We start from the raw sequence: 13,707 nt of genomic DNA, 5'->3' as shown, positions 1-13,707 counted from the left end.
ACCGGCAGATTAAGGCGCTTACCAGCGAAAACAACCAACATCTGAACGATCTGAAAACCAGGGATCGAACTCTGCAGCGCATGACGGGTGAAATGCAGAAGTTGCAGAAGGATTTGGAAGACGCTCCTGCACTTGTTCAGCTTCGCCAAGACTTCCGAACCCTGGCGGCCAAGCTGTCGGGGACAGACACCACCGATCAGACTGTCCCGGCCGCCGCAAATGGCAGTGCCCCGATCACCTCGCCTTCCTTCCCTGACGAGAAAGAGGTTCAACCCGTCACGTCTTCTCCGAATACGACGGAAGACGCCAATGGCAGCACCGTTCCTGCCACTGAGGACACCGCAACCGAAATAAAGAGCACGGCTGGTGCGGAACCTCGGGCAACCCTCAGGTCCACGGAAATCGCCAATGCCGCTGAAGCGCTTGTCGGGCGCATCGTCGCATCCAGCCGCAGCGATGTTCCAATCGAAGCCGATGACGTGGATGCTGCCCCGGCGGCGGAACAGACTGAAGGGACACCGACGACTGATTCCGCACCGGAAACGAAACCTTCGAAACAAAAAAAGGAGCTTATGGCTTGATCTGCAACCGCAGTCGCGGTCATTTAGACGGATAGATAAACGTCTGATGGATCTGCGGTAAATGCTGATTGAACGCCATAATGCCATTCTGGAACTTGCCCGGCAGTTGGGGCGGGTCAGCGTTGATGACCTTGCAAGACGCTTCGAAGTCAGTCCTCAAACAATCCGCAAGGACTTGAACGAACTTTGCGAACGTCGTCTCCTGGCCAGAACCCATGGTGGTGCTCTGCTCTCCTCCGGCATCGAAAATGTCGGCTACGAAGCGCGCAGAATTATTTCCAGCAAGGAAAAAGCCGACATCGGCGAGAGCGTTGCCGCGCTCATTCCGGACAATGCGTCCATATTCATAAATATCGGCACGACGACGGAGGCAGTCGCGCAAGCGCTTTTGCAGCATCGCGGCCTGATGGTCATCACCAACAACATCAATGTCGCAAGCTTGATGCGCGGTTATTCCCAGATCGAGGTTGTGATTGCCGGTGGTGTCCTCAGACACGCTGACGGCGGTATTGTCGGTGAAGCGGCTGTCGACTTCATGCGCCAGTTCAAGGTCGATTTTGCGGTCATCGGAGCTTCGGCCATCGATCCGGATGGTTCGCTGCTCGACTATGACTATCGTGAAGTGAAAGTGACGAAGACAATCATGGACAATGCCCGCCATGTCATCCTGGCGGCGGACAGCACCAAGTTCGAGCGAACGGCGCCTGTACGTGTCGGACATCTGTCGCAGGTCAGCACATTCGTAACCGATCACTGCCCCAACCCGGGATTTGCGAAAGTGGCTGAAGAGGCGGAAGTCAATCTCATAGAGACAGGTCCGCAGACAATTCCCAGTCAGGACTGAACAGCAACAGATCCACCGGTGCCTCAACCAGGTAAATCGAACTCTGTCTTGTGGACAGAGCTGTGGAAACAGCTACTGACAACCTGGGGAGAATTGGCACGCCCAACGGGACTCGAACCCGTGTTTCCGCCGTGAAAGGGCGGCGTCCTAGACCGCTAGACGATGGGCGCGCGGTGCTTCGAGGCATCTGCCTTAAGCCGAGGTCCGTGCGTATAAGGCCGCGTAGCTAAAGACGCAACCCCTTTTCTTCATTTTTTTGACACATGCCTGTTCATAACCCATCAGAATCGCGTGCCGGAAAACAAAATGTGCAAGACGGGCCATATCTGCGGGACATTGAAGCCGTTAGCGGGCAATGAAATCCGTCCGGCTAAGCTGTTTGCCGGTTACAGCGTCAACCCGAAGAAGTGCCGTCTTGCTGCCCTCCCGCACCAGAACCAAAAGAACACCATCGGTCAAAGTCGCCTGAATCACCTCTGCATCCGGTCCGACAACGACCGACGAGGCGAATACAGCTTCTGATGGATCGGCTTCATAGGTGTTGATCTTGTAGAGAATTGCTGCAAAGACAGCGATAAACCCGGCAAACATGATCAGGGACGAACCGAGCAGCAGGCGTTTCAATTTTGCCTGAACGCGTTGCGCAGCCGGATCGAGCGGTGCTTCTTCCTGGCCTTCATCCCGGTAATCAGGTTGTGACATGACAGACAATTCCTATCAAAATCCGATCACTCCGGACTCGGATTTCAGTTTAACTGTTGACGAAGCCGACGCCGGAAAACGGCTGGACGCCGTACTGGCGGCTCATCTGGATGTGCTCAGTCGCAACAGGATCCAGTCCTTGATCAAGTCCGGAGACGTCACCGTCGGCGGCGCGAAAATAGTGGAGCCGAAATACCGGGTCAATGAAGGTGATGCACTAACCCTCAATTTACCGGAAGCGGAAGACCCCGAACCTCAGGGTGAGGACATCCCGATAACAGTCGTATATGAGGACGAACATCTCATTGTCGTCGACAAACCTGCCGGACTTGTTGTCCATCCGGGAGCCGGAAACTGGACAGGCACCCTGGTCAATGCGCTCATCCACCATTGCGGCGACAGCCTTTCCGGAATTGGCGGCATCAAGCGTCCTGGGATCGTCCACCGGATCGACAAGGACACATCCGGTCTGCTGGTCGTCGCGAAGACGGACCAGGCGCACAAGGGCCTCGCCGCTCAATTTGCCGACCATGGCCGCACCGGTCCGCTCGAAAGGGCCTATTCGGCTCTCGTCTGGGGGGCGCCGTCGAGCCTGAAGGGCACAATCAACGCGAATCTTGCCCGCTCTCAGGCAAACCGCCAGAAGATTGCAGTGGTCAAGACCAGCGGCCGTCACGCAATTACCCACTGGCAGGTCAAGGAGCGGTTCGGCTCCGCCGATGAACCGGCGCTTGCATCATTGATGGAATGTCGGCTGGAGACCGGTCGCACGCATCAGATCCGTGTGCACATGGCTCACATTGGTCATCCGCTGATAGGCGACGACGACTACGGGTCAGGTTTCAAAACCAAGATCAACCGCCTGGAAGAGCCTCTCAAAGGGGCGGTAAAAGACTTCAACAGGCAGGCTCTTCACGCGGGTTTGTTGGCATTTGAACACCCGGCAAATGGGAAAACTTTGCGCTTTGAGAGCCCTTATCCTGCTGATTTTGCAAAACTATTATCCGCATTACAAAAATTTTAGGATGCGTTTCCCTATTCTGGCCATGTAATCGGCAATTTCCATCCTATATTAGAAACTCTTGTGTGCCTAAACGGACACTATTCTGCGTCCGCCTTTCCCCTGACAGGTCTTGCTTGCGTAAATATTCGGAGCATCGGGGGCAAAAGGACGCAAACTTTACGAAAGGGGGTGCATGCCATGGCCCAAAACGTACCTACACTCACCGCAGGTGAAGGCGGCCTGAGCCGTTACCTGGATGAGATTCGTAAGTTTCCGATGCTGCAGCCGCAGGAAGAATACATGCTCGCCAAGCGCTACAAGGAGCATGAAGACCCTGAAGCTGCGGAACGCCTGGTAAATTCCCATCTTCGTCTCGTTGCGAAAATTGCGATGGGATACCGTGGTTATGGCCTGCCGATCGGCGAAGTTGTCTCGGAAGGCAATGTTGGTCTGATGCAGGCAGTTAAGCGCTTTGAGCCGGACAAGGGTTTCAGGCTCGCGACTTACGCCATGTGGTGGATCAAGGCTGCCATTCAGGAATACATTCTGCGGTCCTGGTCTCTTGTGAAAATGGGGACCACGGCAAACCAGAAACGTCTGTTCTTCAATCTGCGTCGCCTGAAAGGCAAGATCCAGGCACTGGATGAAGGTGATCTGAAGCCGGATCAGGTGAAGGAAATTGCGACGCGACTCGGTGTTTCCGAGGAGGAAGTGATTTCCATGAACCGCCGCCTCGGCGGAGATGCCAGCCTCAACGCACCCGTTCGCGCCGAAGCTGATGCCGGCGAATGGCAGGATTGGCTTGTTGATGAAAGCGACAGTCAGGAAACGTTGCTTGCCAATCAGGAAGAACTCGACATGCGTCGCAAGCTTTTGAGCGATGCGATGGATGTTCTGAACGAGCGTGAACGACGCATTTTCGAAGCCCGCCGTCTGTCGGAAGATCCGATGACCCTGGAAGACCTTTCCGGTGAATTCGGTGTCAGCCGGGAGCGCGTCCGTCAGATCGAAGTACGCGCATTTGAAAAGGTGCAGAAAGCCGTTCGCAACAGCGCACGCTCGATGGACCAACAACCTGTAGCCTGACGCGAGAAACGATCAGGTTTCTTAAAAACGCCGGAGCCAAACCCCGGCGTTTTTCTTTTGCGTGTCCCGAACCAGTCTTCTCGGACCCGTTTGCCTCAATCCGCATTCCAACTCCACTTGCGATGCCCCCGGCTGCAAACTAGGCTGATCTTGTTGACACAAGACCGATAGCCTATGCGCCTGTTTCTCAAAACACTGTTTTCCAAACGCATTCTCGTTGCGGTCGTCGCCTGCATTGTCCTGGCCTTCATGACCGGATTGCGTTTTGAGGATCCCGGATTTCTGAAGGCGATGCGCGAGCTCACCTTCGATTATTATCAGCGCTTGAAACCGCGGGACTATGAACCCGCTCCTGTGCGTATTGTCGACATTGATGAGGCATCGATTGCTGAAATCGGCCAATGGCCCTGGCCGCGCACCAAGCTTGCGGAAATGGTGCAGATTCTGACCGATCTGGGGGCTGCGGCCATCGTTTTCGACATGGTGTTTTCCGAACCTGACCGAACATCGCCGGCACAGCTTCGCGATACGCTTGAAAAAACCGCGCCGGACGATCTACTGGCAACTCTTTCGTCTCTGCCGGATCACGATACGCAATTCGCGGCCGTTCTCGCGGAGGCTCCCGCCGTCATCGGCTTTGCCGTGGCAAGTCACTCGACCGGCACCCTTCCCCGAAGAACCGCCGGGATGTCTTACGCAGGCGAAAATCCTGCCGACTTCCTGGTTCCTTTTCCCGCTGCCGTTGCAAGCCTTGATATTCTTCAAAAGAACGCCGCCGGGATTGGCTCCATCTCGATCTCGCGGGATGACCAGGAAGGTGTTGTCCGGCGTGTGCCCCTGATCGTGAGCGACGGTCAATCGCTGTTCCCAAGCCTCACAACAGAGGCTTTGCGAATTGCTCAAGGGGCGAAAGGCCTGATTGTCCGCGCCACAGGTGCCAGCAATGAAGCCGCAGCGGGCGACCCCGCGGTGACTGCCGTCAAGATCGGTGCCTACGAAACCCCGACCACCGGCTCCGGCGAATTGTGGCTCTACTACACACCCGATCATCCTGACCGTTATCTATCCGCAAAGAAGGTGTTCGCGTCCGCTGACCGCGCAGATCTTGCCTCGAATGTTGAAGGGCAAATCGTACTCGTCGGTGCATCGGCTGCCGGACTGAGAGATATCAGGGCAACTTCCCTTGGAGAACTGGTTCCCGGCGTCTCCATACACGCTCAAGCGCTTGAGCAGATGCTGTTTGAACAGTTCCTCTCCCGTCCTGACTGGGCCAACGGACTGGAAGTCATAGCCACATTTGCTGTCGGGGCCATCGTCATCCTTGCGCTTCCGGCCCTTGGCAGCCTTGGCACCGCCATTCTGGCAGCAGTCATCGTGTCGGGGCTTGTTGGGGGCTCTCTGTACCTCTTCTGGTACGAAGGCCTGCTGATTGACCCTCTCTATCCTGCAGTGACCTCGTTCCTGGTGTTTGCCGCTTCATCTTCGCTGCTTTTCTTTTTGACGGAGCGGGAGAAGAAATTCGTCCGGCAGGCGTTCAGTCAGTATTTGTCACCGGACCTCGTCACCCAACTGGAGCAAACTCCCGACCAACTCACGCTCGGCGGTGAAATCCGGCCGATGACGATCCTGTTCATGGACATACGCGGCTTCACCCCCATCTCCGAACAACTTACGCCCAAGGAACTCGTCAGTTTCCTCAACACGCTTCTGTCGCCGCTGTCCGATGCCATTCAGGCAGAGGGGGGAACAATCGACAAATACATCGGTGACAGTATCATGGCGTTCTGGAACGCGCCGCTTTCCATTCCCGATCACGCAGAAAAAGCCTGCCGGGCAGGACTGACCATGCTGAAAGTGGTCGACAAGCTCAATGACCGCGATGCATTCGGATTCAAGGCACGGAATCTGAAAGCACAGACGGTCAGGATCGGAATCGGGCTTAACAGTGGCGAGGTTTGTGTCGGCAACATGGGCTCGGCCCGGCGGTTCAACTATTCTGTCATCGGAGATGCCGTGAACATTGCCTCACGCATTGAATCAAGCTGCAAGGCAGTTGGCGCCGAACTCCTCGTGTCGGAAGATACGCGCAACGAAGCACCGGATTTTGCCTATCTCGAAGCCGGTGAAATTCCTCTCAAAGGCAAAAGCGAACCAGTGAAACTTTATGCGCTCCTCGGTGATACGGCGTTGAAAAATTCCAAGGAATTCAAAGAGCTGCAAGGCGTGCACAGTCGATTAATGCTGGCGATCAAAAATTCACAGTTCCAGGATGCTCACAGCGCACTTGAGACAGCGCAGCTCCTGGCACCCTCGCTGATGGACTTTTACGGGCGTTTTGAAGATATTCTGCGGGATCTTGAAGCCGCACATGGAGAAAGCAGCGCCGCGCAATGACGGCGCCGCTCAAGTCTTCAGACTGCGATCAACGGATTTCGACCGCGTAGGTATCGACCGGAACCACTTTGCTGATCAGGCCGGCCTCAGCCATGAACTCGGCAAACCGCTGATAGCGTCCGGCGTCCAGAGCTGCGGGGCGTTTGGCAAAGCGCGGCAAGGTGTCTTTCCAGGCCCGCCTGTTGAGCTCGTCATTCAAATGCGGATAGGCCTCGATAAACGCATTCCAGGCCTCATCCGGATGGTTGGTCAGATAGATGGTCGCCGCCTCGATTGCCGCCATGAACTTTTCAAAACGCGGATCATCGGTCTTGTCCTTGTTCACCACATAGATCAGTTCGTCAAAGATCGGCACGCCATTTTCTTCCGGGAAAAAGGCTTTGCCTTCCTTGCCTTCAATCGCAATTTGAGTCAGTTCAAAATTGCGATAGGCACCGATCACGGCATCAACCTGGCCGGACATCAGCGACGGCGAAAGAGCGAAGTTGACGTTGATCAGTTCAACGTCGTCCATGGTCAGGTTGACCGACTTCAACATCTGGCCAAGCATCGCATCTTCAAATCCGGAAACGGAAAAACCGATTGTTTTTCCCTTCAGATCCTTCAGGTCCTTGATCGGTCCGTCTTTCAGCACGATCAGCGAATTCAGCGGTGTTTCGACCAGTGTACCAATGCGCGCAACCGGCAGACCTTCCTCGATATGCGCATGAAGGGTCGGCTGATAGGAAATCGCAATGTCACCCTGTCCTGCGGCAACAAGCTTCGGCGGCATTGCCGGGTCAGCCGGCTCGATCAACTCGACATCCAAACCTTCCGCTTCAAAAAAACCCTTGGTCTGAGCGGTAATGACCGGCGCATGATCCGGATTGGTGAACCAATCCAGCAGGACAGTCAGTTTTTCTGCAGCCTGCGCCGGAGCACTGGCCAAAATGCCAGCGGCAACAGTCAGGGACAGGAGTGTTTTTTTCATTCAATCCTCCAGAATTTGGCAGTCAGGATTCGGCCTGCCAGGGAACAAGAAGTCGGGTGAGATATTCGACGGCGTAACGCATCGCGAGCACCATCAGGGCAAGCAGGATGACTGCGGCAAACAGAACATCGGCATTTCCTCGGGCATTGGCCTGAAGCATGATGAAGGCAAGTCCGCCCTTGGCTCCGGCCCATTCGCCGACAACCGCACCAATCGGCGCAAACACAGCCGCAACGCGAATGCCGGAAACAAAGGCCGGTAAAGCAGCCGGGAGGCGGAACACCCAAAGTTCCCGGATGCGCGGAACCCGGTAAAGCCGTGCCAGATCGACAAGACCCGTATCAAGACGCCGCAAGCCGTCATAGACCGTGGATGTGACGGTGAAGAAGATCACCAGGATCGCCATGACGATTTTCGACGACATGCCAAAGCCCAGCCACAAAACCAGAATCGGTGCGATGGCAAAAACCGGCAAAGCCTGGGTGACGAGGATGGTCGGCATGATGACGCGGCCAGCAAGTGGAAACAGCCAGACCGTAACGGCAACCAGCGCACCGCACAAAACCCCGAGCGCAAACCCTACGATGGTTTCAAAAGCGGTTATCCCGGCATGATGCAGGAGAAAATCTGCGCGTTCGGGAAAGGTCTGGAAAACAGCAATCGGTCCGGGAAGCATGAAACTTGGTGGCTCAAATACCGCAACCAGCAGTGCCCAGACCCCCAACACGGATGCAGCACCGACAAGAAACCTGCCGAAAATGATCAGCAACGCCTTCATGACACCTTCCCGGTCTGGGTTGGCGCCATCAGGATTTCGATGTCGGCATTCAGGTTCTGCAACAATACAGACCACTGCCGGAGCAGACGTAAACGCATAGGATCTCCCGTCTTCGGACACGCCGAAAATGACAATGGAGATCCGGGAATTGGCTAAGGATTCCGTCCCTTCGCCGGCATGACCCGGATCAGGTTCTAAGGGTTCGGATTAACACCATCTCAGCTCCGGAAACCGGAACACCCCTCGGACCAAGGCGGAACATGCCTTGCTTGAACTAAAAACGCAAGCTGAAGTTTCTTAGGCTTTTGAGCCGGATCTTATGGCCAGCTGGTTAACCGGCCTGCCAGGCGGTGATGGCCTTTTCAACAGCGTCAGCCCCCGCACTTCCCTTTTCAAGGGTCAGGATGCCGCGTTTGCCGTTTTCATAAAGCATCGGTATGTCGATCCAGCCCCGTTCGCGCAGCAATGCCAGATTGCGTTCTTGTTCATTGGGCAAGCTTGAGAGCGCAATCCAGAAGATACCCGGAGAAACCTTGACAGACGCGCCGATGAGCGCATCCCCGCGGGCTTCTTCCGTAGGCTTCATAACCAGACCCGGCACGTTCACGACATCACCGGCAGCAAAACTGTCAGGAAATTCATATGTGATTTCAACCAGATGACTGGCCGGCAATGATGTGTCATCATTCGGTTTGATACGAATATCAACCTTCACATCCCTCTCAGGAATCTCGACCACAGCATTGAGGATTGCCTGAACCTGCCCATCAAGGTCGGTGACTTCTTCAACATCCCAGGCAACAGCGCCCTGAGCTGCGGTGCCCGCGCCGCCGGCATCTTCGCCTTCCTCGTAAAGTATGGATCGCTGAACGCCGTTTTCAGTGGTCTCAGACGGTGCGGACGGTGCGGCTTCCTCCGGAGCAATTGCCGCGAGGTTTCCTTCCGGCACTGCGGAAGGTGTTTCCGCGCCGGTGCTTGAAGACGTTGCAGGTGCTCCGGAAGCTGGTTCGTTTTCGCCGCCTGTCACGATTGCAGGTTCGGAAGATCCCGGTTGCAGGGTTTCCGGATCGATTGTGGTTGTCGTGACAGTTCGCGCATCCGGCGCAACAACTTCGTTGTCGCCATCGTCCAGCAACCGGTCGGTATTCTTTGAAGAATCTTCCGGTGTTTCAGACGTCTCTGCCGTCACATCGCTGGTCACAGGTTCTGTGGTTGCTGTTTCCGTCTCGCTCGATTGCGGCTGCGTGACCGCGACCTGATCTTCTGGAGACAGGAAGAAATACGCTCCTGCTCCGACAACCAGGAGAGCCAGAACAGCCGCAATGGCGATCGGAACTGCCTTGTTCGATGAAGAACCGGAACGCAGCGCGTCGGATGCACTCGGCCGCTTGCCCTTGGCCCGACCTGGCTTTTCTGGTGCAGCTGCGGGTGTTTCAGGCTCCTTGGCACCGGTGTCGGCTGCGGGCGCCGGCTGCGCCTCCGTCTCCGAAACCGGCTCGAAGAGGCCATTGTCATCGGCCCTAGGGTCATTAAAGACAGGTTCCTGTCGCGGCGGTGTATCCTCTAGCGGCGCTGTTTCATCCGCCGGTTCAACCGCATCCTTGGCATTTTGAACCGCCTTATTGGCGGCCGTTCCAAGTGTCTCAGCTTCGGACAAAGTATCCTTAAGCGGAGATGGGATTGTCTCTTCAGATGCAGGGCTGTCTTCAGCCTCAGGCTCCTGGGACTGCGGGGAAGCCGATACCGGATCCTCGTCGGGCCCGGATTCCGGTTTTTCAGGCTCTGATTCGGCCGCCTTGGGTTCTTCAACCGGCTGCGCAGGTGTGTCCACATTTGGCGCTGCGGGACTAAGGCCAAGGCTTTCACGGGCGGCTTCGGCTTCAACTTTCCGAATCGCTTCTTCGAGCCTCAACTGTTCCGCGGTGATTTCCGATGGAGACAGCGGCGGCTCATAGGCTTTGAGCTGATTGACAATGGCATTCCGTGCCCGGCTGTACACGCTTCTGCGGGCAGCACCGTTGCTTTCGGGCAAAGACGCGATCGTTTTCTTCAGAATTGAATAGTAATCAGCCATCTTCCTGCCTACCGGCCATCTGCAAAGTTCATTTTGCTTGCCTGGGATTTCAAAACTTTTTCAGGCTTATAGCAAGTTTTTATAGGTCATTGCCAATTCTTCAAAAATGCCTGGCCAACGGCGACCTTTACAGTTCTCTTCCCACCATGGTTTCTTCAAACAACACTAACAAGAGTGTCTCGAAATCCAAGCGGAGCGCATTTTGATTCGCAACGCGCTCGCGCATGGCTCAGTTTGAGCCTTTTAATCCTCGGATCTCAATCCTGGAAAGGATTCTGCACAAGAATTGTGTCGTCGCGCTCGGGACTGGTCGACAACAAAGCAACCGGTGCACCGATCAGCTCTTCAACGTGACGCACATATTTGATGGCTTGAGCCGGAAGATCCGCCCAGGTCCGGGCGCCTTCGGTGGACTCTTTCCAGCCCGGCAGCGATTCGTAGATCGGAACCACACGCTCCTGAGCGCCTTGCGAAGCCGGCAGATAATCGATCCGTTCGCCATCAAGCTCGTAACCGATACAGATCTTGATTTCGTCAAGCCCGTCGAGAACATCGAGTTTGGTCAATGCAATACCATTGATGCCGGACGTGCAGACTGTCTGACGAACAAGCACAGCATCGAACCAGCCACAACGACGGCGACGGCCTGTTACTGTTCCAAATTCGTGACCGCGGGTTCCCAGGAATTCACCGACTTCGTTTTCCTGTTCGGTCGGGAACGGTCCTTCGCCCACACGCGTTGTATAGGCCTTGGTGATGCCGAGTACGTAGTCGACGGACCCCGGACCAAGCCCGCAGCCTGTGGCCGCCTGACCGGCAACTGTGTTGGAAGAGGTCACGAACGGGTAAGTGCCGTGGTCGATATCCAGAAGCGCGCCCTGGGCCCCTTCAAACAGGATGCGCTTGCCCTGTCGGCGCTGTTCGTCGAGCAGGTACCAGACCTTATCCATGTAAGGCAGAACCTTGTCGGCAACGCTTGCAAGCTCATCGTAAATCGCCTGAGCCGAAATCTCTTCCTGACCAAGACCGCGGCGCAGAGCATTGTGATGCGTCAGAAGACGGTCAATCTTCGCTGGCAGCGTCGTCAGGTTTTTCAGGTCCATAAGCCGGACAGCGCGACGGCCGACCTTGTCTTCGTAAGCCGGGCCAATGCCCCGCTTGGTGGTGCCGATGCGTGTTCCCGTGTTGGAATTCTCGCGCAATGCGTCGAGTTCACGGTGCAATGACAGGATCAGCGTGACATTCTCGGCAACCCGCAGGGTTTCCGGCGTCACTACAACACCCTGGCTTCCCAGGCGCTCCACTTCCTCGGCGAGCGCATGCGGGTCCAGAACAACGCCATTGCCGATAACCGACAATTTGCCTTCGCGCGCAACACCTGACGGCAGAAGGGAAAGCTTGTAGCTGACACCGTCAATAACAAGCGTATGCCCGGCGTTGTGCCCACCTTGGAATCTTACGATGACATCGGCTTGTTCAGACAGCCAGTCGACAATCTTGCCTTTGCCTTCGTCACCCCATTGCGAACCGACAACAACCACATTCGCCATATAATCTTTGCTCTCCTGAAAGCAGCTTTCCGCACCTGCGGGCTCAAGCCCCGGCGTGCCGACACGACAAGCCCCGGCATCCTGACCGGGGCAAACGGCGCGGACTATAGACAGGTTTCCCGGCTCACGCGAGTCTTCGCGATGATTAAATGACCTGCCCGTTCACTTTTATTGGGTCTTATAACCCGGTATTTGGCTTTAATTGGGCGGCTTGCCGTTCTCGTCGCCCTTTTCACCCCGTGCAAGTTTGTAGATCATGGGTGACGTCCTGAGCAACCAGACAAAACGACGCCTCTGGTCTGCCGGAACTGCCTCACGTGTCAGCATCCGCACAATGATGAAAAGAACCAGAGCAAGATGCAGCGTGGCCGTGTAAACAAAGAACGCCGCCGGCCCGAAAATACCCATCAGCAGTGACGCAATAAAGGGTCCGATCACCGCACCGCTGCCAAACGCCAGCATCAGACCGGCCGCGACATCGACAAATTGCCCCGGTTCGGCATGGTCATTGGCGTGAGCTGCCGACAGGGAATAGAGCGGCAACGCGAAACCGCCAAACAGGAACACACCCAAAAACAGTTCAGACGAACTAGCCGAACGGGCAATGAAAAGGCATGCCAATCCCGCACCGATGGTAAATGCAATCAGCACAAGACGCCGGTCCAGCCGGTCCGAAACCCACCCGGCCGGGTATTGGAATATTGCGCCGGCAAGCACCCAGATCGCGATGAACGCAGCAACCGTCTCAAGCCCAAGCCCGATGGATTCGGCGTAAACGGGCCCGACCATGCGGAAGGCGCCATTGGTAAGTCCGATGGTGAAAATCCCCACCATGGCGACAGGTGAAACCCGCCACAACAGTGTTGGATTGATCAGCTTGGCTTGAGGCACAGGTGGATTTCCCTCACGCGCCAGGGAAATCGGCACAAGCGCGAAGCAGAACAAAACCGCCAGCACCATCAAGATGTCCGAACCGGACGCTCCAAATGCAGGCAGAATGAACTGACCGCCCATGACTGCCGCCAGATCGACAATCCGGTAGACCGAGAGAATGCGCCCGCGAGAAGAATTTGAGGCAATCGAGTTCAGCCAGCTTTCCAACACCATGACCGTGCCACACGCACCAGCGCCGCTGACAAATCTTGCGACCATCCAGGGCCAGCCGGCTGGTGAAAATGCAATTGCAAGGATCGCGATCGCACTGACGGACGCGAGCGCCGCAAAAACCCGGATATGCCCGGCTCGCGCGATCAGAAACGGTGTCAGCAACACCCCCGCGATCATTCCTGCATAATACAGCGATCCGAGCAGACCGATGCTTGCATCCGGCAATCCTTCCGCGCGCGCCCGAACCGCAATCATGGTCATGGCAAGACCGTTTGCTCCGAGCAGACAGGCCGCTGCGATCAGCAAGGGGTAAAGCCGTCCAGCAAGGGATCGACCTACAACGGATGGACCAGCTTGTGTCATGGGAACTTTCTTCCTGAACAGCCGGAACGGCTTCAAGACTGCGGAAGTCAAAAGCATTACCTGCAATTCCGGCATCGGACCAGCTGTTTCATTCAAAAAGCCACCCGCTCGGTTTTCGGGTGTCTACCGGCACATCACCCGTGTTAGAGCATTGTTTCCCAAATGCGATGGATTGAAAAATGCCTCTTAAAAGCTGGATCTTGCTGATCGTTCTGGGCGCAATCTGGGGTGGATCTTTTTTGTTCGCCAAAGTTG

At 55.9% G+C, this 13,707-nt stretch carries 10 protein-coding genes, 1 tRNA gene, 1 pseudogene and 1 riboswitch; of the genes and pseudogenes, 5 read left to right on the top strand and 7 right to left on the bottom strand.

Features of this window, described 5'->3' with window-relative positions; translation table 11 throughout:
- Together K5905_RS12565 and K5905_RS12560 are read left to right on the top strand one after the other, a co-directional pair.
- Positions 1-581, top strand: a pseudogene (locus K5905_RS12565) (hypothetical protein); the annotation flags it as partial.
- A 61-nt stretch (positions 582-642) separates the two neighbouring features.
- Positions 643-1,425, top strand: coding sequence for a DeoR/GlpR family DNA-binding transcription regulator (locus K5905_RS12560; RefSeq protein WP_297584294.1), 783 nt, complete (start codon positions 643-645; stop codon positions 1,423-1,425).
- 94 nt (positions 1,426-1,519) lie between these two features.
- Here K5905_RS12560 and K5905_RS12555 read toward each other — a convergent pair.
- Together K5905_RS12555 and K5905_RS12550 are read right to left on the bottom strand one after the other, a co-directional pair.
- Positions 1,520-1,595: transfer RNA gene (locus K5905_RS12555), tRNA-Glu, on the bottom strand.
- A 175-nt stretch (positions 1,596-1,770) separates the two neighbouring features.
- Positions 1,771-2,127 carry a hypothetical protein gene (locus K5905_RS12550; protein ID WP_297584292.1) on the bottom strand — a complete coding sequence of 119 codons (357 nt, stop codon included), beginning with the start codon at positions 2,125-2,127 and terminating at the stop codon, positions 1,771-1,773.
- Here K5905_RS12550 and K5905_RS12545 point away from each other — a divergent pair.
- The 3 genes from K5905_RS12545 (at position 2,126) to K5905_RS12535 (ending at position 6,610) form a co-directional block, all read left to right on the top strand.
- The gene (locus K5905_RS12545) at positions 2,126-3,151 is read left to right on the top strand and encodes an RluA family pseudouridine synthase (protein ID WP_297584290.1); all 1,026 of its coding nucleotides are present in this window, start codon (positions 2,126-2,128) and stop codon (positions 3,149-3,151) included. The two genes, K5905_RS12550 and K5905_RS12545, sit on opposite strands and share 2 nt — an antisense overlap.
- Before the next feature lie 177 nt (positions 3,152-3,328).
- Positions 3,329-4,216, top strand: a complete 888-nt coding sequence (gene rpoH, locus K5905_RS12540; protein ID WP_297584289.1) for an RNA polymerase sigma factor RpoH — start codon at positions 3,329-3,331, stop codon at positions 4,214-4,216.
- A 174-nt stretch (positions 4,217-4,390) separates the two neighbouring features.
- Positions 4,391-6,610, top strand: coding sequence for a CHASE2 domain-containing protein (locus K5905_RS12535; RefSeq protein ID WP_297584288.1), 2,220 nt, complete (start codon positions 4,391-4,393; stop codon positions 6,608-6,610).
- A gap of 28 nt (positions 6,611-6,638) precedes the next feature.
- Here K5905_RS12535 and K5905_RS12530 read toward each other — a convergent pair whose 3' ends face one another.
- From K5905_RS12530 to K5905_RS12510, 5 genes are all read right to left on the bottom strand, one after another.
- Entirely contained in the window at positions 6,639-7,580 is a 942-nt protein-coding gene (locus K5905_RS12530) for an ABC transporter substrate-binding protein (RefSeq protein WP_297584287.1), read from the bottom strand.
- A gap of 22 nt (positions 7,581-7,602) precedes the next feature.
- Positions 7,603-8,358, bottom strand: coding sequence for an ABC transporter permease (locus K5905_RS12525; protein ID WP_297584286.1), 756 nt, complete (start codon positions 8,356-8,358; stop codon positions 7,603-7,605).
- Between the two features lie 147 nt (positions 8,359-8,505).
- A riboswitch (TPP riboswitch) is annotated at positions 8,506-8,612 on the bottom strand.
- A 77-nt stretch (positions 8,613-8,689) separates the two neighbouring features.
- Complete coding sequence (locus K5905_RS12520; RefSeq protein WP_297584285.1) at positions 8,690-10,432, bottom strand: hypothetical protein; 1,743 nt, start codon at positions 10,430-10,432, stop codon at positions 8,690-8,692.
- A gap of 257 nt (positions 10,433-10,689) precedes the next feature.
- Positions 10,690-11,982 carry an adenylosuccinate synthase gene (locus tag K5905_RS12515; RefSeq protein WP_297584284.1) on the bottom strand — a complete coding sequence of 431 codons (1,293 nt, stop codon included), beginning with the start codon at positions 11,980-11,982 and terminating at the stop codon, positions 10,690-10,692.
- Between the two features lie 198 nt (positions 11,983-12,180).
- Positions 12,181-13,452 (bottom strand): MFS transporter, encoded by a 1,272-nt coding sequence (locus K5905_RS12510; RefSeq protein WP_297584282.1) that lies wholly within the window; start codon positions 13,450-13,452, stop codon positions 12,181-12,183.
- Positions 13,453-13,707: the final 255 nt, after the last annotated feature.

Source organism: Roseibium sp. (assembly GCF_025698965.1).
Lineage (GTDB): Bacteria > Pseudomonadota > Alphaproteobacteria > Rhizobiales > Stappiaceae > Roseibium.
This window is presented reverse-complemented; position numbering and strand designations above follow the sequence as displayed.